Annotated in this window: 22 protein-coding genes; 3 read left to right on the top strand and 19 right to left on the bottom strand. The window is 30.5% G+C overall.

Annotated elements, in window-relative coordinates:
- Positions 1-24: 24 nt before the first annotated feature.
- Together KK2020170_RS05255 and KK2020170_RS05250 are read right to left on the bottom strand one after the other, a co-directional pair.
- Entirely contained in the window at positions 25-2,268 is a 2,244-nt protein-coding gene (locus tag KK2020170_RS05255) for an inorganic phosphate transporter (protein ID WP_221259773.1), read from the bottom strand.
- A 75-nt stretch (positions 2,269-2,343) separates the two neighbouring features.
- Positions 2,344-3,552, bottom strand: coding sequence for a porin (locus KK2020170_RS05250; protein WP_221259772.1), 1,209 nt, complete (start codon positions 3,550-3,552; stop codon positions 2,344-2,346).
- Between the two features lie 311 nt (positions 3,553-3,863).
- Between KK2020170_RS05250 and KK2020170_RS05245 the strand changes: the two genes are divergently transcribed.
- Together KK2020170_RS05245 and KK2020170_RS05240 are read left to right on the top strand one after the other, a co-directional pair.
- Complete coding sequence (locus KK2020170_RS05245; RefSeq protein WP_221259771.1) at positions 3,864-4,064, top strand: dodecin family protein; 201 nt, start codon at positions 3,864-3,866, stop codon at positions 4,062-4,064.
- Positions 4,065-4,142: 78 nt separating this feature from the next.
- The gene (locus KK2020170_RS05240; protein WP_221259770.1) at positions 4,143-4,961 is read left to right on the top strand and encodes a mechanosensitive ion channel family protein; all 819 of its coding nucleotides are present in this window, start codon (positions 4,143-4,145) and stop codon (positions 4,959-4,961) included.
- Position 4,962: 1 nt separating this feature from the next.
- Here the strand turns inward: KK2020170_RS05240 and tsaB are convergent, their stop codons facing one another.
- The 3 genes from tsaB to KK2020170_RS05225 all read right to left on the bottom strand — a co-directional run bounded on the left by tsaB (position 4,963) and on the right by KK2020170_RS05225 (position 8,349).
- A complete protein-coding gene (tsaB, locus tag KK2020170_RS05235; RefSeq protein ID WP_221259769.1) occupies positions 4,963-5,622 on the bottom strand; it encodes a tRNA (adenosine(37)-N6)-threonylcarbamoyltransferase complex dimerization subunit type 1 TsaB in 660 nt (219 codons plus the stop codon).
- 97 nt (positions 5,623-5,719) lie between these two features.
- Positions 5,720-7,024 (bottom strand): efflux RND transporter periplasmic adaptor subunit, encoded by a 1,305-nt coding sequence (locus KK2020170_RS05230; RefSeq protein WP_221259768.1) that lies wholly within the window; start codon positions 7,022-7,024, stop codon positions 5,720-5,722.
- A 2-nt stretch (positions 7,025-7,026) separates the two neighbouring features.
- Positions 7,027-8,349, bottom strand: coding sequence for a TolC family protein (locus KK2020170_RS05225; RefSeq protein WP_221259767.1), 1,323 nt, complete (start codon positions 8,347-8,349; stop codon positions 7,027-7,029).
- A 97-nt stretch (positions 8,350-8,446) separates the two neighbouring features.
- Between KK2020170_RS05225 and KK2020170_RS05220 the strand changes: the two genes are divergently transcribed.
- Positions 8,447-9,844: a DUF4403 family protein gene (locus KK2020170_RS05220; RefSeq protein WP_221259766.1), complete on the top strand. Its 1,398-nt coding sequence runs from the start codon at positions 8,447-8,449 to the stop codon at positions 9,842-9,844.
- Here KK2020170_RS05220 and KK2020170_RS05215 read toward each other — a convergent pair.
- From KK2020170_RS05215 to gcvH, 14 genes are all read right to left on the bottom strand, one after another.
- A complete protein-coding gene (locus KK2020170_RS05215; protein WP_221259765.1) occupies positions 9,841-10,113 on the bottom strand; it encodes a hypothetical protein in 273 nt (90 codons plus the stop codon). The genes KK2020170_RS05220 and KK2020170_RS05215 overlap by 4 nt on opposite strands.
- Positions 10,106-10,639, bottom strand: coding sequence for a DUF420 domain-containing protein (locus KK2020170_RS05210; RefSeq protein ID WP_221259764.1), 534 nt, complete (start codon positions 10,637-10,639; stop codon positions 10,106-10,108). Before KK2020170_RS05210 ends, KK2020170_RS05215 begins: the two co-directional genes overlap by 8 nt.
- Positions 10,639-11,265 carry an SCO family protein gene (locus KK2020170_RS05205; protein ID WP_221259763.1) on the bottom strand — a complete coding sequence of 209 codons (627 nt, stop codon included), beginning with the start codon at positions 11,263-11,265 and terminating at the stop codon, positions 10,639-10,641. Before KK2020170_RS05205 ends, KK2020170_RS05210 begins: the two co-directional genes overlap by 1 nt.
- A gap of 2 nt (positions 11,266-11,267) precedes the next feature.
- Positions 11,268-11,969 carry a hypothetical protein gene (locus tag KK2020170_RS05200; protein WP_221259762.1) on the bottom strand — a complete coding sequence of 234 codons (702 nt, stop codon included), beginning with the start codon at positions 11,967-11,969 and terminating at the stop codon, positions 11,268-11,270.
- A 71-nt stretch (positions 11,970-12,040) separates the two neighbouring features.
- A complete protein-coding gene (locus tag KK2020170_RS05195; protein WP_221259761.1) occupies positions 12,041-12,391 on the bottom strand; it encodes a cytochrome C oxidase subunit IV family protein in 351 nt (116 codons plus the stop codon).
- Positions 12,392-12,410: 19 nt separating this feature from the next.
- Complete coding sequence (locus KK2020170_RS05190; protein ID WP_221259760.1) at positions 12,411-13,382, bottom strand: cytochrome c oxidase subunit 3; 972 nt, start codon at positions 13,380-13,382, stop codon at positions 12,411-12,413.
- A gap of 45 nt (positions 13,383-13,427) precedes the next feature.
- Positions 13,428-14,012, bottom strand: a complete 585-nt coding sequence (locus KK2020170_RS05185; protein ID WP_221259759.1) for a cytochrome c oxidase subunit 3 — start codon at positions 14,010-14,012, stop codon at positions 13,428-13,430.
- Positions 14,012-14,914, bottom strand: a complete 903-nt coding sequence (gene cyoE, locus KK2020170_RS05180; RefSeq protein ID WP_221259758.1) for a heme o synthase — start codon at positions 14,912-14,914, stop codon at positions 14,012-14,014. The genes KK2020170_RS05185 and cyoE overlap by 1 nt, the downstream gene beginning before the upstream one ends.
- A 93-nt stretch (positions 14,915-15,007) precedes the next feature.
- Entirely contained in the window at positions 15,008-17,116 is a 2,109-nt protein-coding gene (locus KK2020170_RS05175; protein WP_221259757.1) for a gliding motility protein RemB, read from the bottom strand.
- 3 nt (positions 17,117-17,119) lie between these two features.
- Positions 17,120-17,863: a deoxyribose-phosphate aldolase gene (gene deoC / locus KK2020170_RS05170; RefSeq protein ID WP_221259756.1), complete on the bottom strand. Its 744-nt coding sequence runs from the start codon at positions 17,861-17,863 to the stop codon at positions 17,120-17,122.
- Between the two features lie 75 nt (positions 17,864-17,938).
- Complete coding sequence (locus tag KK2020170_RS05165) at positions 17,939-18,703, bottom strand: energy transducer TonB (protein ID WP_221259755.1); 765 nt, start codon at positions 18,701-18,703, stop codon at positions 17,939-17,941.
- A gap of 99 nt (positions 18,704-18,802) precedes the next feature.
- Positions 18,803-19,549: an energy transducer TonB gene (locus KK2020170_RS05160; RefSeq protein WP_221259754.1), complete on the bottom strand. Its 747-nt coding sequence runs from the start codon at positions 19,547-19,549 to the stop codon at positions 18,803-18,805.
- 54 nt (positions 19,550-19,603) lie between these two features.
- On the bottom strand, positions 19,604-19,906 hold the full coding sequence (locus KK2020170_RS05155; RefSeq protein ID WP_221259753.1) for a VanZ family protein: 303 nt from the start codon (positions 19,904-19,906) through the stop codon (positions 19,604-19,606).
- A gap of 34 nt (positions 19,907-19,940) precedes the next feature.
- Entirely contained in the window at positions 19,941-20,321 is a 381-nt protein-coding gene (gene gcvH, locus KK2020170_RS05150; RefSeq protein WP_221259752.1) for a glycine cleavage system protein GcvH, read from the bottom strand.
- Positions 20,322-20,368: the final 47 nt, after the last annotated feature.

Raw genomic sequence — 20,368 nt, 5'->3', positions numbered from 1 at the left:
TTTTGTTATTTAGTTAATTTAGAATTATTTTTTACTTTCAACATGATTGTTAAACTCTTGAAAAAGTTCTAACAAACTCATCGTTGCTTTAACCAAATCATTTGTTTCTAACAACAACCCGAAATACAATTTACTGTTTTTAGGACTATTTTCAGTTGTTCTGATTCGTGTAATTTGTTTCTGAATTAAATCAGAAATAGTATCTAAAACCTTTCCTTTCTCAGACAAGGCTTTATCTAAATTATCAAATTTCTTAGATCCAAATACCGTTTCAATGTCTTTAAACAATTCTAAAATTTCCAACTCAATAGTCTTTAAATCTCTTAATTGATTAAATTTTAATTGTTTATGATTGTTGTTGATATGTGAATATGCATTATTAGAAATATAACTAATAGACTGTACAATATCTTGCAAATATCCTAAGGTTAAAATATAGAACTTACTTCCTTCAACAGAAGTTTCATCTAAATTTTTGATAAAGTAGTACACATTACTTTTTAGTTCGTCTACTTGTTTTTCTAATTTCTTAACCGCCTTCTTGTTATCTTTAAGCGATGGTAAATCTTGCAAACTTAAACCTGCTACAATTCCGCTATAGATAGAATTTGTTTTACTTACAATTTTAGCAATTTGATCAGAACTTTCATTAATAACTTCATTAATAGTTACAATATCTTCTCTGTTCAATTGTTTCATTTCATCTTTTTCAATTTGTTTTGCCTTGTGAATCTGGTTACTTCTGTAGAACAAAATCGCAATTAGAATCATTAAACCGAAGAACGCATAAACCTCACCTATATATAGTAAATAAGCTACTGTTGCTGATGCGATAAAGGCTGCAATTGCAGTAAAAAACCATCCTCCAATTACATTTAATACACCTGCAATTCTATAAACAGCACTTTCTCTGTCCCAAGCTCTATCAGCAAAAGAAGTACCCATAGCTACCATAAATGTTACATATGTAGTTGATAAAGGTAATTTCATAGAAGTTGCTACTGAAATCAAAACTGCTGCCACCACCAAGTTAACAGAAGCTCTAACCATATCAAACATTGGCTGTTCGCTTCTTTTACCTTTATATTCTATTGCTTCAAATCGCTGATCAATTTTTTGGTGAATCGATTTTGGTAGTAAAAAACTTAATCCATTACCTAAATAAACCGAACCTCTAACCAAAAGTCTTGAAATTGTGTTAGATGAATATTTTTCAGCACCTTCTGATTGTCTTGATAAATTTTGTTCAGTTTCTAAAACTGTCATTGATTTTTTAGACAACCATAATGTTGCAACCATTATAGCTCCAGCTAAAATCAACAACATTGTTGGTGTATCTACCTTTTCAGCCAATACTGACATGGCAAAACCTGATGCTGGAGCACCTGATGCAATCCAAGCTTCATACGACTGCCAAGCCGCAATAGGCACACCTATAAAGTTAACCAAATCATTCCCTGCGAAAGCTAGTGCCAAAGCAAAAGTTCCAACAATAATAATAATTTTATAAATATTCTTTTTTAATACTGATACTATAATTAATGACACTATTGTCCAGAAAACACCACTACCTAATAATACTAAAGAAATATTTTCTTCAAGTATTGGTTTTACCATTTTATAAACTGGAGTTCCTTTAAGACCTTTTATAATAATGAAATACGAAATTGAAGCTAAGGCAATTCCACCAAAAACAGCACCAACCCATTTTGCTTTTTTCTCAAAATTAAACGTAAGCATTAAACGCGAAAAATACTGCACAATAGCTCCTACTGTAAATGAAATAACTACCGAAAGTAAAATTCCAACTATAATTTCAGTTGCTTTGGAAGTATTAATATAATTAACAATTGTTTCAATCCCATCGCCACTATTATATACTTTAATAGCTGCCATAATTACGGCTGCTCCTAAAAGTTCAAACACTACCGAAACAGTTGTTGACGTAGGTAAGCCAATGGTGTTAAAAAAATCAAGCAATAAGATATCCGTAATCATTACTGCCATAAAAATAATCATGATTTCATCGAAATAAAACTCACCAGGAACAAAAATCCCCTTTCTTGCAACTTCCATCATTCCACTTGAAAAAATAGCTCCAACTGCAATACCAATACTAGCAACTATCAATATTGTTCTAAGTGAAACGGATTTCGACCCAATAGCGGAATTTAAGAAGTTAACAGCGTCATTACTAACACCTACAAATAAATCAACTATTGCTAAAACAGCTAATGCAACAAGCATTATCCCATAAATTTGTTCCATAATTTTTATCTAATTTAAAACGGTGCAAAATTCCATCTTTATAAAGAATTCTACGTTAAATTAATGTTATCAATTTTAAAAATGAATATCCAATTGAAGGCGCCACATAACTTTATCCGTTTTTACCTCGTCGGATAAATAACTAAAATCAGTCTGAACTTTTAATTTATGTCCTACAATATATTTTGACAACCCAAGTGTATACTGATCTTGCATGCCTTTTCCAGTTATTTTTTTATCCAAATCTAAATTGGTATATCGAAACGCAACTTCATAATTATTTTTAAATAAATAACCACTTTGCAAATTTAATGCATTTCCAACTTGCACAATATCACCCGTTAAAGTTCCATCAGAATTTTTAGCAATTGGATCAGAAGCTTCTCTTTTTGCAAATTCTCCCATGATAGAAAACCCTTTAAATTTAAACATAGCATCCAAAAACAATGTTTTCACATTAGTTTCATAGAAACCTATATCGTTTACCATATACGACCCTTGGTTTGATTTATTTCTAACTGCGTTATTATTAAAATCAAAAGTTGAAGCGATTGATAATTTCGGTTTTGACTCTCTTTTTAAATCCGAACCCGAATAATCTCCATCACTTTTAAACTCACCAAATGGCAACAATTCAACTCTTGCTGTATACTCGTGTCCTCCTAAGTTTCCGGTAGTAATATTTCTACCTTCACCTTGAGAAAATGCCAGCTTTTCACGTATTAAAAAATTCTTTCCTAAAGTAAAATGATGTCGTAATTGAATTCCAATATCGCGATCTAAATTGAACGCTCCATTTAATAACGAACGATCAACCAATTGTAAATTTGCAGATGAAATTACTCGTTCAACATTTCCTGGCAGTTTTGTTTGTCCAACCCAAAGTGAAAAATTTTTATAAAAATTCCACATTGCTACTGCATCCATAATGTATCGTGGAGTATTACTTGTAAACTGAGAAGTACCAGACATATCCCTATTAGACAAACCTAATTCAATTTTATATGTCAATCGCTTATCATAAACAAATCCACCAAACTTTAAACGAGATCTACGGATTAAGAAATCTTGAGTAGGATTAACCAATTTATCATCAGTTGCCTCCCAACGTGTGTCAGATAAAAATTGAAAACGAGCAGAAAAATTCATGCTCCAAGTACTATCCTTACCAATTACATTAAGAATACCCTTACCAAAAGGTGTAGGTTTAATACCTTCTGTTTGAGCATATGAAGATAGCGCAAACAATAGCGCACTAGCTATTATCCATTTGTAAAATTTCATGTTGTGTTGTTGTTTTTGTCGCTGCAAAGAAAACAACACAATGTTAATTTAATGTTAACTGGAAATAACTAAAACATTAAATGAAAGCTGCCTGGCCAAGACAGCTTCTTTCATAAATCTTTTGACAAAAACAAACAAAGATTACATGAAATATGCATTTTAAAATGTTTAACAAAATTGAACAAATTTTATTAATTTAATGTAAAATCGATGTTATATAATTATTATATAAACAACTCAAAAACCTATAAATTTTGTGAAAAGTTAAATTTTGAATAAATTTAAGCTTTATTAACTAATAATATATAGTCATGGCAGTATTAAAAGTAATAGAGGTTTTAGCTAATTCCGATAAAAGTTGGGAAGACGCAACAAGAAAAGCTGTTTCACAAGCTTCAAAATCATTAAAAAACATCCGTTCTGTATACGTACAAGAACAGAGTGCTTCGGTTACAGATGGAGAAGTTACAGATTTTAGAGTAAATGTAAAAATTACATTTGAAATAGACTAAAATTATCAATTAACATAACAAACTAAGCCTACTTTTAGTAGGTTTTATTTTTTCAAATAATAACAAAAATTAAAATTAATGGATTTAAAAAATTTAGAATTATCACCAAAACTTATTGAATTAATTACTGATTATGGTTTACGTTTATTAGGAGCAATTGCAATTTGGTTTATCGGAAATTGGATTATAAAATATTTAATGGTTGCTGCTAAAAAGTTAATGATCAAGCGGGAAATTGAAGAGAGTTTACAAAAATTCTTATTAGATCTTCTTGGTTGGGCACTTAAAATCTTTTTAATTATTGCGATTTTAGCAAAATTAGGGGTAGAAACCACTTCTTTTGCCGCTGTATTAGCCGCTGCAGGTTTAGCAGTAGGAATGGCATTACAAGGATCGTTAAGTAATTTTGCAGGTGGTGTTCTAATTATGATATTCAAACCATTTAAAATTGGTGACTTAATTGAAGCACAAGGCGAAATGGGCACAGTAAAAGAAATCGAAATTTTTACTACAAAACTTACTGGCTTATCAAATAAAGAAATTATTATACCGAATGGAGCACTTTCAAATGGTAATATCATTAATTACTCTACTGAAGGTACAAGAAGAGTAGATTTAGTTTTTGGCGTAAGTTATGATTCTGACATAAAACAAGTAAAAGAAGTTATAATGGATGTTTTAACTTCAAACCCTAAAGTTCTAAAAGAACCAGCACCAAGTGTTAATGTATTAACTTTAGCCGATAGCTCAGTAAACTTTGCAGTAAGGCCATGGAGTAAAGGCGAACACTATTGGGATGTATACTTTGAAACAACTGAAAAAGTTAAATTAGCGCTTGATGCAGCTGGAATTGAAATTCCATATCCACATCAAGTTGAAATTCAAAAACAAAAATAATTTATTTGTTTAAGACAAAGTCTTTCAAGTAAAATGGTTCAAAATAAGCGACATCTACAAAGTCGCTTTTTTTGTATTTATCAAACGCTAAGCTGCTCATTTCTTTTGCGGAAGGGTATAGTACATTTTCATGAAAAATAAATTTATCATCCGTTAAAATAGATTTCAATTTTAGTGCACCATCTCCAACTAAGTGTATTTTCTCAGCAATATCAGAATACGAATTTTCACCAATAATTTCAGCCTTAATTTCTCTTATTTGATTACCATTTTTGTCATAAAACGCTGCATAAACTTCAAGTCTCCTTGCATCAATCATAGGAACAATAATTCCATCCTCAATCGAAATTTGATTAGCTAAAAGTGCTAAAGTATCAATTGAAATCATTGGTAAACTTAAAGCGTAACACAGACCTTTTACAGTTGAAACCCCTATACGTAAACCTGTATAAGAACCAGGACCTTGACTTACAGCAATTGCATTTAAATCCTTAAAATTAAGATTAACTTCTTTTAAAACATCAGCTATAAAAACATGTAATTTTTCTGCATGCGAAAAACTTTCAGTGGCTAATTCTTTAAATGCGATAGTTTCTCCATTTTCACTTAAAGATACCGAGCAATTTTTTGTAGCTGTTTCTATGTTTAAAATATATGTCATCTTAACAATTTAAGTTGCAAAAATACAAACTTTGATAGTTATTAAAACAAAAAAGACACGAATTACTTCGTGCCTCTTTTAACCCAAATCAACTTAATTATTCTTTCTTCTCTTTAGATTTATCTTCAATTCTAACTTTATCGTTTGATGATAATTCTTTTGAAACTGTTGTATAAGGTCCGGTTATAACTTCCTCACCTTTTTTAAGTCCTTCTAAAATTTCGATATTTGTATCGTCTTGAATTCCTGTTTTTACAACTCTAAGTTTTGCTTTATCTCCAACTTTTACAAAAACACATTCAAACTTTTTATCGGGATTGTAAGTTCCTTTATTTTGTTTTTCTTCTTTTTCAAGTTCAGCAATAATATCCTTTTTAACAGAAGTTGTATCTTCTTTAATTACAACTGCACTGATAGGAACACCAATAACTTTTTCTTTTCGTTTTGTAATGATATCTACTGTTGCCGTCATACCTGGTCTGAATGGTGAATAATTAGCAGGCTTACCTTCTAGTAAATCTTGATAAGACTCTTTCAAAATACGAACTTTAACTTTAAAGTTGGTAACCTGATCAGCAGTTAACTGAGTACTTGCTGAATTTGAGATACTTGTTACAATTCCTTTAAATTCCTTTTTCAAATATGCATCTACTTCAATTTTTGCTGAATCACCAATACTTACTTTAACAATATCATTCTCATTCACATCAACTTCAACTTCCATATTGTTCAAATTTGCAACACGAAGTAATTCTGTTCCAGCCATTTGTTGGGTACCTAAAACACGTTCTCCTAATTCTACTGAAAGCAAAGAGATTGTACCATCTGCTGGAGCATAAATAGTTGTTCTTCCTAAGTTATCTTTTGCTTCTGTTAAGGTAGCACTAGCGCTTTGAACATTATAATATGCCGATTGCTTATTTGCTACTGCCACTTCATAAGCAGATACTACTCTATCCCATTCTGATTTTGAAATAATTCCTTTTTCAAAAAGAGTTTTATTTCTATCGTAATTTGCTTTAGCTTCTTTTACTTGAGCTTCTGCTTGACTTAAACCTGCTTTAGTTGTAGAAAGTGAAGCAGCCGTACGATTAACTCCAGAAACATAAATATCTGGGTTGATTTTTACTAATAAATCTCCTTTCTTAACTTGTTGCCCTTCTTGAATAGGCAATTCAATAATTTCTCCAGAAACTTCAGATGAAATTTTTACTTCAATTTCAGGCTGAATTTTTCCAGTTGCTGAAACTGTTTCAATGATTGTCATTTCATTTGCATTTGATATCTCGACAACTTTACCGTCTTCATTATTACCAATCGCACCTGTTTTTTTCAATCCAATCAATGCTGCAATAAGAACTATTACACTTCCACCTATTATGTATAACGTTTTTTTCGACATGTTTAATTATTTTGTATTAAAGGAATTCCGAAATAAAATTCTAAAATTTTTGTTCTAAATATATAATCGTATTTTGCTCGAATTAAATCAGCTTCAGCATTTTCGTAATTATTTTTTGCCTGCATATAGTCAAAGCTGTTCATTAATCCAACATCATATCTTTCTTTTGAAAAATCATAAGATTGCTTTCTGGCATTTACTGTTTTCTGGGAAGCAAAAAATGCTTTTTGCGCATTAATGGCATCATTATATGCTTGAAAGACATTACGCTCTAAATCTAGCTCTGACTGCTTTACTAACAACTCATTTCTTTTAACGTTTATCTTTGCTCTTTTGACACTAGCTCTTGTTGAAAACCCATTAAATATTGGTACTTGTAATTGCAAACCTATCGCTGTACCATCTAACAAATATAATTGTTCATGAAAAGTTAAAATTTGACTTTCTGACCAACGAGTATTGTAACCTACAAATCCAGATAATCTTGGATAATATGCTGAACGAGCTATACCTAAATCTTTTTTTGATAAATCTAAATTAGATTGAGAAATCTTAATATCTTTTACAATATCTTTTGATTTTTCAAATATAACTTCAGGTGTTTGCGAATAAACTTGTGATAATTCTGGAGAAAAAGTTTCCTCAGCAATATCAAAATTTGCATAATCTTCTATTAATAAAAGTTGCGCCAATCCTAGTTTTGCAAATAATTCATTGTTTTTCGCAGTTATTAATTGTTGCTCTTGAGTCGCTATTGTTGCTTCAATTTCAAAAATATCTCCTGCGGGCAATTGACCTGCTTCAATTAAATCAGAGGTTCTATTCTTATTTTCAATTGAAACTTCTAATTGATTTTCTAAAACTTTAATCTGTTCTTTTTGCAATAATATTTGAAGAAAACTATTTGCGACATTTAATGCAATATCGTCATTCATTTTTTCTAATCTGTATTGAGAAGCTAAAGCATTTAGCTTTGACCTCTGCAATCTTTTCCAATTAGAAAATCCACTAAATAAATTCATTGAAGAATTAGCATTAGCCGAGAATGATTTAAATGTTGAGTTCTCAAATTGATTTGTAGTCGGATTAATATTTGCTCCCGTATTTACATTGTAACTTGAACTTGCATTTAAATTAGGTAAAAAGCTCCCTAACGCTTCTAACTTATCAATTTTAGAACTTTCCCAATCCAACATTGATTGTTTTACTGAAACATTATTCTCTAATGCATAGTTTACGCATTCTTCTAGTGTCCATTTTTTCTCTTGAGCATAAAGAGAACAACTCGAAATTAACAGAAAGAAAACTATCTTTTTTAGTAACATTATCGTTTTAAATTTTCGATTTAACTATAAGACCAATTTTTAAGAAAATTGTTACAGCTATCTTTTAAAATTTTATTTTTACACAAAATTCAATCTTATGAAGGGGTTAACCATTTTTAGTGCTTTTTTACTTTTATTAATTACACTTAGTAGTTGTGGAGCTTCATCTACCAAAAGAATAGATGCGTTAAAACCAGAACCTACAAATGAAAATATTATTCTCTATAAAAACAAAACATCTTTTGTTTCATTACCTGTTGAGATTTCATTAAAAGACATTCAAAAGCAATTGAATAAAAATATGGATGGTTTAATTTACCATGATTCTATTTTAGATGATGATGACACTCAAATGAAAATATGGAAATCTAGACCTATTGAACTTATAGAAGAGAATGGCACTATACTTTCAGAAATTCCATTAAAAATTTGGACCAAAGTTCGTTATGGAACAAAATTTTTAGGACTTAACGATACAAAGGAAATTTATATGGATGGTGTTTTATATTTGGAAAGCAAACCACATTTATCGAATTGGAAATTAACAACAAAATCAAAAATTATTGATTTAAAGTGGAATGAAAGCCCATCAATTGTTATTGCTGGTAAACTTGTACCTATAACATATTTAGTAAATCCAACTATTAGTTATTTTAAAAAGACAATTGCTACCGAAATTGATAAAGCAATAGACGAAACATGTGATTTTAAACCTTACGTATTAGATGCCTTAGAAACCATTAGTAAACCAACAAAGGTAAATGATGAATATGAAACTTGGTTTAAATTAATTCCTGTAGAACTTTACACAACCAATGCAAAATTAAACAACAAATCTATTAAAATGGATATGGGTTTAAAATGCACTTTACAAACAATGGTAGGCGATGAACCTAAAAATAATTTTGACCGAAATAAAATTATACTTAAACCAGTTTTAAGTATGCCAGATAAAGTTGAACTTTCACTTGCTACAGTTTCTACTTATGCAAGTGCATCTAAAGTTATTACTAAGAATTTTAAAGGTCAAGAGTTTGGTTCTGGAAGTAAAAAAGTAACCGTTCAAAATGTTGAAATTTGGCAAAAAGACAGTAAATTAATTATTGCATTAGATTTAACAGGTAGTGTAAATGGAACCATTTACTTGTCGGGTTATCCAAATTACAATGCCATTACAAAAGAAATCTATTTTGACCAACTCGATTATGTTTTAAACACAAAAAGTGTTTTATTAAAATCTGCAAACTGGTTAGCGCAAGGAACTGTTTTGAGAAAAATTCAGGAAAATTGTCGTTACTCTATTAAAGAAAATCTTGCAGAAGGCGAAACTACTTTGGCTGGTTATCTAAATAATTACTCACCAACAAAAGGCGTTTTTATAAATGGCGCTTTTACTTCTATAGAATTTGAAAAAGTAGAATTAACCGATAAAGCAATTATTGCTTTCTTAACCACTTCTGGGAGAGTAAGTGTTAAGATTGATGGATTGGATTAATAATCTTTCTTCTTCCCATACTTAATCTTATAAATTGCAAATCCTGCAATTGCAACCAAGATATAAGGTAGAACCATTAAAAAAATAATACCATTATTTATACCTTCTGCTTGCGCTGTACTTTCTTCGCTTTCTAAAGCCGCTCTACACATAGCACATTGAGAAGAAGAATATAGAGAATAGAAAAAAGAAAAAAGAAGCAAAACTCGCCTTAAATATCTAGATTTTCTATATTCTATGTTCTTTTCTCTATTTTCTAAATTATGCATAATAAGGAGAAATCATTAAATAAACTATAACACCAGTAACTGCAATGTATAACCAAATAGGAAATGTAATTTTTGCAATCTTTTTGTGTTTGTCGAATCGTTGTGCTAATGCTTTTACATACGTAATTAAAACCAAAGGAATAATCGCAATCGAAAATACAATATGTGAAATTAAAATAAAGAAATACAAAGCTTTATAATCGCCCAAATACTTTGTAGATTCTGCCGACATGTGATATGCCACATACATTAACAAAAACGCAATAGAACAACCTATGGCTATTTTCATTAAGTTTTCATGTAATTTTCTATTTCCGTTTTTAATAGCAAGTACTGCTACAACTAAAATTACAGCTGTTAATCCGTTTATTGTTGCGTAAATAGGAGGCAAGAAAGTAAAAGGTTCTACATCGATTCCTAATCTTTTGAAGCTTACTCCAAAAAGAGCAGCCACAGCAATTGGGATTGCTATAGATAAAATAGTTATCCATTTATTATATTTTGTTTCAACTGTATTATTTTCCATTATTCCTCTAATAAAATTTTAATATCTTCTTTAATCGCTTTAATGCCACTTTCTTCAATTCCGTCGTAATACAAAATAGGGTTTCCAAACTCGTCTTTTCTGCAACGAATATTCCCCTCTTTGTCGATTAGGGCAAACAAACCAGAATGCTCAAATCCGCCAGAAACATTTTTATTTTCTTTCGCATACAAATTAAAGCCTTTGTTTGACAAATCATAAATATAATTTCTATCTCCCGTTAACATATTCCAAGAATTCATGGTTACTCCTAAATGTTTAGCATGCTCTTTTAAAACTTCTGGAGAATCATTTTCAGGATTAATTGTAATTGAAGCAATTCCAAAGTTTTCATTACCACCAAACTCATCTTGTAACTTCAACATGTTTTGATTCATTTTTGGACAAATAGTTGGGCAAGTAGAAAAGAAAAATTCTAACACATAAACTTTTCCCAGATAATCTTGATCAGTTACTATTTTTCCGTCTTGATTTGTTAATTCGAATCTGGGTGCTGAACCAATTTCAAATAAATCCGATTTTGAATAATAACGTGCATTAATTTCTTTGACTACCCAAATTCCAAAAATTAAAATAATGAAAGCTAATCCTATATATGACTTTTTCATAATTACTTATTATTTTTTTCAACTTCTTCAGTGATTTTATCTCTAAAATCATCTTTTCTCTTATTCTTCTTCAAAGCTAATCGGTATTCTCTTAAAAGAATCTTTACATCATCAGACATTTCATTGTGTAAATCTGCAGCAGATATAGTGTTGTAACTTTCTCGATATTCTTGTTCTCCTTTTTTATTCACTCCTTTTCTACCTCTATGATTACGCTCTTTATCAACTAGAATCACTTCTGCTGTACCTTCTTTGTCATCAAGTTGTCCAACCAAATTGAAACTTTTGTAATAATTTTCAATTTCTTCATTTGAAGCAAAAACAAAATGCCAGCCTGATAAATCTGTTGAAAACATTTTAAATTGATCTAAAATATCAAGGCAGTCTTGCTCAGTTCCTTTAGGGGCAATCATTACAAATTGAAAATCTTTAAACCCGAAATATTTGTTATAAACTTTCTGATTCAAATTAAATAGATTACTCTTATTTGCAGTAACATCTTCTCCTACAAATCCTAAAACAGTAATTTTATCTTGTAATTTAACGTCCTCACCATTTAAAGATTTCCAAGTTGAAGGAATTTCTAAATTATTTTCGGATATCGTCTTTAAAAAAAGAGAATTGTGTTTTGCAGACGCAAAAATTAGATACGTTATAATAGGGAAAACAAAAAGAAAAAGTAGGATAATTTTATTTTTATTCATCACTGAGAATTTGAAACAAAAATACAAAAAAAAATCCCGATAATTATCGGGATTCAAATTGTAAACTTATGTTAAAACAACCATTTTAAATGACCGCTTTTGAAAACTTGATAAATATAATCACCTTCAATAAGTAACATTGTTACTAAATAGATGATAAGGAAAACTACCGTCCAAACGATTGATCTTCTAAACCATTTTTTTTCACCTTCCATGTGCATGAAAGCCCATGTAATATAATATGCTTTAACTAACGTTAAAATGATGAAGATCCAGTTTAAAGGACTTGTTCCTAATACTGATGTTAAATGTAAGCTATCAGGTTTAACAATACCTAAAGCAACTTCAACAATAGTAATTACAGATAAGATTCCGAAAACTGTCCAGATTCTTTTAATATTTGATTCGTGTGCGTGTGCCATAACGATAATTCTTAAAAAATTAAACTAAGTAGAAGAATGTAAATACAAACACCCATACTAAATCGACAAAGTGCCAGTATAAACCTACTTTTTCAACCATTTCGTAGCTTTTTCTCTTCTCGTAAGTACCTAATAATACATTAAAGAAAATAATGATATTGATTACAACACCAGAGAAAACGTGAAATCCGTGGAAACCAGTAATAAAGAAAAAGAAATCAGCAAACAATTTATGACCGTATTCATTACGAACTAAATTAGCACCTTCTACTACATATTGAGCATCAGCTAATCTTTTGATAGATTCTTCTCTTGACAAAACAACTTTTTTCTTATCAACAATTTGCTCTGTTCTTATTAATAAATCAGGATTTGCTTTGAAACCTTCAACCACTTCATTTACAGAATAACTTGGAAGACTACCTTCACCCATGAACCAAACACCGTCTTTTCTTTCTAATTGTTCTCTATCTTCAGGTAATACTTTTGCAAATTCAGCTAAAGCAACTCTCTCACCTTCTTTGTTAACGAATTGTAACATTGCACCACCTTGAGTTTCGATCGCTCCAAACTCTCCTTTGATGAAGTTTTTCCATTCCCAAGCTTGAGAGCCTAAGAAAATAAAACCTCCAACAATAGTTAATGCCATATACAAAGCAACTTTCTTTTGTTTCATATGATGTCCTGCATCTACTGCAAGTACCATAGTAACAGAAGAAAAGATAAGGATAAATGTCATTAATGCTACATAATACATTGGCGCATCTACACCATGTAAAAAAGGAAAGTGCGTAAACACTTCATCGGCAATTGGCCAAGTTTCAATAAATTTAAATCTAGAAAAACCGTAAGCGGCAAGGAATCCCGAAAAAGTTAAAGCATCTGATAAAATGAAATACCACATCATCATTTTACCATAGGTAGCTCCTAATGGGCCTGGACCGCCGTCTAATAAAGCGTGTTCATCATGAGTAGTAACTGCTGCTCCCATAAATTTTTTAATTGTTAAAAAGTTCCCAAATTTATTATTTTTTTTCTATTTGAAAAAATAGAAAAATAAAAACAACCCTAACCAGATAAAATCCATAAAGTGCCAATACATCGCACTTAGTTCAATACCAAGGGTTTGACCTGTTTTGTACTTTTGTTTATAATGATTATAAATTACAACTAAAAGCGAAATAAAACCTCCAAAAAGGTGTGCGATATGCACAATTACAAAGGCATATAAAAATGAAATTGTAACCGATCCTGATGGTCCAACTGGAACTAAACCTTTATCAAAAAGAAAATTAAACCCTTTGAATTGGAAAATCACAAAAAGTACCCCTAACACAAGTGTAAATAATAACATTATCATCCCTTGTGAATTCTTACCTTTTTGGATCGTTTTTTTTGCCAACCAAAAAGTCAAACTACTAATTAAAAGTAAAATTGTACTAATCAAAAAAGTATCAGGAATTTCAAAATCTTGCAACCAATCCTTTCTTGATTTACTAACAATAAAAGCACTTGTTAAACCAGCAAAAATCATCACAATGCTAATCATTCCAAAAATCATAAACATTTTGTATGTTTTTGATTTTTGAAGATATTCTTCTTGTAATTTATTCTCTTCCATTATCGTATAAACTTATCTAAAACATATATTAATTGCAACAAAGAAATGTAAGACACACTTACAATCATAAGCTTTCTTGCCGCAGCTTTATCCATTTCTTTATATAATTTTAATGCATAAAATAGCATCCAAATTCCTAACAATAAAACAATACCTGCAGAAATTTTTGTTAAATACAACCTGCCTGTAAAACCAAATGCTGGAATTATAGAAGCTAACACTGTCCAAATTGTATAAAATATTGTTTGAAATGCAGTTTTTTTATCACGTTCCCCTGTAGGTAACATACAAAAACCTGCTTTTTTATAATCGTCATATAAAAACCATCCTATAGCCCAAAAATGAGGAAATTGCCAAAAAAACTGGATAATAAAAAGGGTTCCTGCTTCAATTCCAAAATCGCCTGTAGCTGCTACCCAACCTAACATAAAAGGGATTGCCCCTGGAAAAGCCCCAACAAAAACAGATAAAGGTGTTTTTGATTTCATTGGTGTGTATAAAAACACATACATGAAAATAGAAATTGCAGCAAACATTGCTGTCTTTGGATTAATTGTAAACAAAATTATCAACCCAACTAATGTTAAAGCAATTCCCAAAATTAAAGCCGACTGATTGGTCATTTGACCAGAAGGAAGTGGTCTATTTTTTGTGCGCTCCATTAAAGAGTCGATATCCTTTTCAATAATTTGATTGAAAACATTTGATGCGCCCACCATACAATAACCGCCAATAACTAAAAGCAACAAGACAAACCAATGGTTAGCCTCCCATTGCTCAACACCTAATAAAAAGCCTGCAATTGTTGAAACAACAACACTAATAGATAAACGAGCTTTAGTTATCGCAACAAAGTTCGAATAAAGTGTTGGTTTAGTTATAGTTTGATTTTCTGAGCTCAAAACGTAGCGTATGCTTTATTTTACTGCGCGCAAAGATACTAAATTAGTGATTAGTAATTAGTGATTAGTGATTAGTTTTTTGAAAACTATATTTTAATAATCAAAATACCAATTAAACAAATCGCTTCGCAAACCTATAGAAAACCAAGTTGTATTATTTTGAATAGTTGTTGGCGTTTCGGCTGTAGGGTCAAAATTACGAACTAAAACATTTCCGAATACTTTCAAATTTGAAGATGGATTTACCAAATAACCTACTTGTAACTCTCCAATCATAATATTGGTTTTATTTCCTTGAGCTATTACTACACCAGTATCTCTTGGTCGATCATCATTATAACTTAAGAAAATATTTCCACCGTAATTAAAATTATCTGTTCCGTCATTAAAATCAAAACCTTTTTGCCCGTAAGTAAGTTTTGCCTCTCCAAAATATCTTCCTTTAAAATATCTTGCAATCGCGACTAATTCTCTAAAATTTCCACCCCATTGATGCCCCATGCTTAAATTATTATGCGAATAATTTGTTAATGGATTACTGTGTGAATACACATAAGGACGGACATGATTGTATTCTAGTTGTAACATTAAGTTTTTGACCTTAAAAGCATCATAGTATTTTGCTCCAAGCTGGTAACCAAATTTATTTCTCCAGCTTTTATTTCCTTCTTTAACATCGCCTATTGCAAATTCATCCAATAAGAATTGCCCATAAAAATTAATTTGATTATTCCATTTATATTTTGCTGTTGCACCCATAACAGCGTTTCCTGCTCGAGATGAAGAACCAAACTCAACAGCTCTATAAAATATAATTGGATTGACAAAATTCATATCAAAGCCTCTTTGGTTGTTGTTTGACCAAACTACATTTTCAAACAAACCTATATTTATTCTTTTTGACACATTATAACTTAAATAGTGGCTAGCCATATATTTTGTTGCGTATGCTCCATCAATTGTTACATCAGGTCGAACATCCTTTAACCACATGTAAGTATTTGTGTATTTAATTTTCCAGAATTGAGTATTAATTTTAAAATAAGGATAAGGACTAACTCCATCACTTTGTAATAAAGAGCGATATCCATCACCTATAAAATTACGTCCATACCCTAATTGCAAATCAAAAATTTCATTAGGCTTAAATTTTATATTAGCTTCTGCCATAGGGAAATCAAATGCATCTGTTTTAAATTCTTTAGCAATTCCAATTCCTGGAATAATAGCAGGATTTCCACCCGATGGGCGAATGCTAACAGCATATGCATTGTAATAATCAGCAAAACGACCCTGACTTTCATAAACTGAAGCAGAAAAAGTAATTTGCTTTCCTAATCCTCCTTGAATATTTATTCCTCTTGTGTTTACAAATGTATTAGACAATTCACTTTCAGTATCCTTACCTAAACGCAAGTCTAAAATTGGATCCGCAATAAACCAATAATTATCTCCTTTAATTGAAACCGTGTGTTCGTTCCAAAGTTTTCTTCCCCACCAACCTTCTTTCTGTTTAGCTAAAGACTCATATACCGCTTGAAAATCGTAATATTTAGCAACTTCTGAAAATGAATATGGTTTAGTTGCCGTGTGATTGTTACTTCCTACTTGGTTGAGTAAAGATTCAAAAACGGCGTAATTCATGTGTGTAAAAGCAATATTTAAATCACTCTTAAATTGATCATTTTCGTAATCTTTATAATTATTAGAAACCTCTTCAAATTCGGTTAATTCTTTTGAGTTATCAATTAACTCTTTATTTGTTTTATCTTGAGAGTTATCGTTATTTGACTTGGCCTCATAGGGAGTCGGCTCTACTAGAGGTATTGCAATTTTTAAATTGAATTTTGCATAAACTTTTCTACCTGAATATGTTGCAGGTTGTATTTTCGGTAATTTTGAAAAAACAGCTTCCGTTTCGCTTTTTAATTCTTTTGAAGGAGCATCAATGTACAAAGGCTTAAAATTGCCTATTGTATCAACTTCAAAAACGGCATAAATTGTTCCTTTTGTAATAGAATCGTTAGAAGACACCTTAAAATTATTGTAAACAAAAGTTTGAATCGTATTGTAAAAACATGATTCTTGCTCTTCGTTTGGGGCGCTTTCACACTCTTTAAAAACAGGCAACTTTTCATTAGACACCTGACTCCAAGATAAAACAGCAAAAAACAAAAATGCTAGTAAAACTACTTTCTTCATTATTTAATATTCAGATTGTGAAACTTCTCCATTAACAATTGCTTTTGCAGATGAAGTCCCTATTCTTTTAACTCCTAATTTAATCATTTCCATTGCTTCTTCATATGTACGAACACCTCCAGCAGCCTTAACCGGTAATGGACATGAATTTTCAAGCATAATTTTAACCGCTTCAAAAGTTGCACCATTTGGTTTTCCATCTTTTGTAGGATAAAATCCTGTTGACGATTTTACAAAAACATGTTCGTATTCATTTTCTTTAAAATTTGCAACAACAATATTTTTTATTAACGCTGAAAGTTGAATAATTTGAGCATTATCTAATGCTGCAATTTCAATTATCCACTTTACTATTTTATTGTTTTCTAAACCTAGTCTTGTGCATGCTAATACCTGATCTTTTACTAGGTCAATTTCACCTCTTTTAAAGGCTTCATAATCTAGAACAAAATCTAAATCGTCTACTTTATCTTTAATTGCTTTTGTAGCTTCAGCTAATTTAAACTCTATTGAATTATCGCCTTTTGGGAAGTCAATAACAGTCCCAACAGTAACTTTTGAACTAGCTTCTTTAATCATTTGCTTTGCAAGTTTTACAAACTCAGGTCGAATCATAATAAGTTTGAAATTATTATCAATTGCCTCTTGAATTGCATTAACAACAACTTCTTTATTTTTAGCCAAAGTTAAACCTGCTTGTTCAGCGGTTTTAAGATACGTAGAATCTAAATATTGCCTAACATCCATTAAATTAATTTTATGCTTGGTAAAAATAAAAAAATCCCAACGAATTGGGATTCTTTTGTGAAATAATTTTATTTTTTATTGTATTCTAAACGAAATAGGAATTGAATATTTAATTCTAACATTATCTTCTCCCATTTTAGCAGGAATTAATTTTGGTAATTTTTTTACTGCTTTTTCAGCTGCTTTTTGCATAGTTACAGTTGCTCTTTTATTATCTAAAGCTTTAACATTAGTTATATTACCTTTCTCATCAATTACAAACTCAATTAAAGCAGTACCTTGCTTTCCATTTTCCAAATCTACATCAGGATAACTAAGGTTACGCATTACAGCTTTCATTAGCTGTTCATCAAAACAAGCTTTTTGCTCCGTTCTACTTAATCCAGCGCATTCAGGAAACATTGGCAATCTTTCAACATTAAATATAGTTGGATTAACTGGCTTCGAAACAACATTCCCTGAAGTGTTATTTGTTTCATCATTTTTTATTTCAGAACCTTCATTAGACGAAACATTATCTTGGGTATTGATATCTGTTTCCTTAATTTGCTCATCATTATCTTTAACCTCAACTTCAGTAACATCTAAAGGCACTTTAACTTGGGGTTTAACAACTTTTTCAGGTTTTACTTCTGTATCGTTGTTCTCAATAATTGTAAAAACACCATCAAATGGCTCATCGATTGGTTCGTTCAAAGTAAAGGTTTTAATTTCTTTTACTGCTTCTTTAAATTGAAACTCTAAAACAAATAAAACAATCAACATTGTTCCAATTAATCCTAATTGAAAATAAATAAAACTGTTTCTAGTTTTTGATTTTAATTTGACATCTTTTTTCATAATTGTATAGTTTAAATATTAACAACCCTTTAACAAATATTTATATACAATTTATGTGCCAAAAAAAATCCCAACTTAAAGTTGGGATTTGAATTATATTTAGTTTTGAAGTCTAAATGTGATAGGTAAACCGTATTTTACTTTTACAGGTTTTCCACGTTGCTTACCTGGAGTAAATTTAGGAAGCTTTTCGATAATACGTTTCGCTTCTTGTTCTAATTGTGCTCCATCTGAACCTTTTCCAGCAAATCTAGTTAGAATATTAGTAATATTACCTTGCTTATCAATTACAAACTGAACTGAGACTCTACCTTGTGTTTCACTTTCAGCAGCTCTCTCTGGGTAATTAAAATATTTCTTTATATGCTTATTCATTTTTTCATTGAAACAATCCATTCTTTGTGCTTTTGGAACTGTTTCACAACCTGGAAACAAAGGAATATCTTCGATTACCGCAAATGGTAACTCTTCATCAAAATCCATATCTCCTCCTGTGCTACCAACATCAGATGCCTTTACAACAACAACAGGTTTATTCTCCTCTACCTCAGTAGTTTCTATTTTCTTTTCTTCTAATTTAATTTCATCTTTCACTACCTCAATAACTTCAGGAGCTGGTGGTGGTGGTGGTGGTAATTTCTGAACTGGTGGTAAAGTAATAATTGTTTCTTCATCATCAACAATTAAATTATCAGTTACAAATCCTAATTCTGTTTCCTCTCTTGGGTCTTCAGATTTTAACTCAATACCAAGATAAGAAAGCAATAAAATTGCAACTAAGCCTATCTGAAAAAACAATAAGCTATTTCTCCTTGGATCTACTTTTGGATTTTTCTTTAGTTCCATAATTATAATTTTGAGGTGCTAATATAGTTAATAATAGATTTCTTTTAAAAAAAATTAAGCATTATTTTTAAACTTTAAAAACAACACTGCTGTACATGCTCCAAATGAATTGGCTAGTGCATCAAAAACATCTGCTTGTCTATTTAAAGTTATTGCTGACTGTAAAATCTCAATAACTATGCCATACAGTATTGCAAAAAGTACAATCTTTAAAATTTTAATATTTTTTCCTTTTAGAGCAATTGACCACAAAAAAACAAAAACAAAATAAAACATAAAATGAATTATTTTGTCCTTGAATTTTAATGTTGTAATTGAAGGCAGTCCTTTTAAACTAACTAAACTTAAAATAGTCATTGTTATTGTCCAAAAAATTGCTGCTATTAAATATTTACGCTCCAATAAGCGCTTTATAATCATCACTTGACAAAAGTTCTTCGATTTCTGATTCATTTTCAAATTTCACTTTCACCATCCAACCGTCTCCATAAGGATCAGAGTTTACTTTTTCTGGTTCCGATTCTAATGAATCATTAAATTCAACAATCTCACCTGATAAAGGCAAAAACAAATCAGAAACTGTTTTTACAGCTTCAACAGTACCAAAAACCTCATCTTTAGACAAAGTTTGATCTAACGTTTCAACCTCTACATAAACGATATCTCCTAATTCTTTCTGTGCAAAATCAGTAATTCCTACAGTAGCAGTATCGCCTTCAATTAAAACCCATTCGTGGTCTTTTGTGTACTTTAAGTTAGTTGGGATGTTCATGTTTTTTATTTTTATTGAGCAAATGTAATTTTAAAATTTTAAATCTA

It is taken from the genome of Flavobacterium okayamense (assembly GCF_019702945.1).
GTDB classification, from domain to species: Bacteria; Bacteroidota; Bacteroidia; order Flavobacteriales; family Flavobacteriaceae; genus Flavobacterium; species Flavobacterium okayamense.
The sequence above is the reverse complement of the archived record's forward strand: the minus strand, read 5'-3'. Positions and strand labels throughout refer to the sequence as shown.

Bases quoted from the DNA above. Each gene is read 5' to 3' on its own strand.
- KK2020170_RS05190 (WP_221259760.1), bottom strand. From the start codon at position 13,382: ATGGGAGCAGCAGTTACTACTCATGATGAACACGCTTTATTAGACGGC.
- KK2020170_RS05210 (WP_221259764.1), bottom strand. From the start codon at position 10,639: ATGGAAAATAATACAGTTGAAACAAAATATAATAAATGGATAACTATT.
- KK2020170_RS05185 (WP_221259759.1), bottom strand. From the start codon at position 14,012: ATGGAAGAGAATAAATTACAAGAAGAATATCTTCAAAAATCAAAAACA.
- KK2020170_RS05245 (WP_221259771.1), top strand. From the start codon at position 3,864: ATGGCAGTATTAAAAGTAATAGAGGTTTTAGCTAATTCCGATAAAAGT.
- KK2020170_RS05155 (WP_221259753.1), bottom strand. From the start codon at position 19,906: ATGACTATTTTAAGTTTAGTTAGTTTAAAAGGACTGCCTTCAATTACA.
- KK2020170_RS05175 (WP_221259757.1), bottom strand. From the start codon at position 17,116: ATGAAGAAAGTAGTTTTACTAGCATTTTTGTTTTTTGCTGTTTTATCT.
- KK2020170_RS05240 (WP_221259770.1), top strand. From the start codon at position 4,143: ATGGATTTAAAAAATTTAGAATTATCACCAAAACTTATTGAATTAATT.
- KK2020170_RS05250 (WP_221259772.1), bottom strand. From the start codon at position 3,552: ATGAAATTTTACAAATGGATAATAGCTAGTGCGCTATTGTTTGCGCTA.
- KK2020170_RS05225 (WP_221259767.1), bottom strand. From the start codon at position 8,349: ATGTTACTAAAAAAGATAGTTTTCTTTCTGTTAATTTCGAGTTGTTCT.
- KK2020170_RS05220 (WP_221259766.1), top strand. From the start codon at position 8,447: ATGAAGGGGTTAACCATTTTTAGTGCTTTTTTACTTTTATTAATTACA.
- KK2020170_RS05200 (WP_221259762.1), bottom strand. From the start codon at position 11,969: ATGAATAAAAATAAAATTATCCTACTTTTTCTTTTTGTTTTCCCTATT.
- KK2020170_RS05165 (WP_221259755.1), bottom strand. From the start codon at position 18,703: ATGAAAAAAGATGTCAAATTAAAATCAAAAACTAGAAACAGTTTTATT.
- tsaB (WP_221259769.1), bottom strand. From the start codon at position 5,622: ATGACATATATTTTAAACATAGAAACAGCTACAAAAAATTGCTCGGTA.
- gcvH (WP_221259752.1), bottom strand. From the start codon at position 20,321: ATGAACATCCCAACTAACTTAAAGTACACAAAAGACCACGAATGGGTT.
- KK2020170_RS05255 (WP_221259773.1), bottom strand. From the start codon at position 2,268: ATGGAACAAATTTATGGGATAATGCTTGTTGCATTAGCTGTTTTAGCA.
- KK2020170_RS05205 (WP_221259763.1), bottom strand. From the start codon at position 11,265: ATGAAAAAGTCATATATAGGATTAGCTTTCATTATTTTAATTTTTGGA.
- KK2020170_RS05195 (WP_221259761.1), bottom strand. From the start codon at position 12,391: ATGGCACACGCACACGAATCAAATATTAAAAGAATCTGGACAGTTTTC.
- KK2020170_RS05160 (WP_221259754.1), bottom strand. From the start codon at position 19,549: ATGGAACTAAAGAAAAATCCAAAAGTAGATCCAAGGAGAAATAGCTTA.
- KK2020170_RS05230 (WP_221259768.1), bottom strand. From the start codon at position 7,024: ATGTCGAAAAAAACGTTATACATAATAGGTGGAAGTGTAATAGTTCTT.
- KK2020170_RS05215 (WP_221259765.1), bottom strand. From the start codon at position 10,113: ATGCATAATTTAGAAAATAGAGAAAAGAACATAGAATATAGAAAATCT.
- deoC (WP_221259756.1), bottom strand. From the start codon at position 17,863: ATGGATGTTAGGCAATATTTAGATTCTACGTATCTTAAAACCGCTGAA.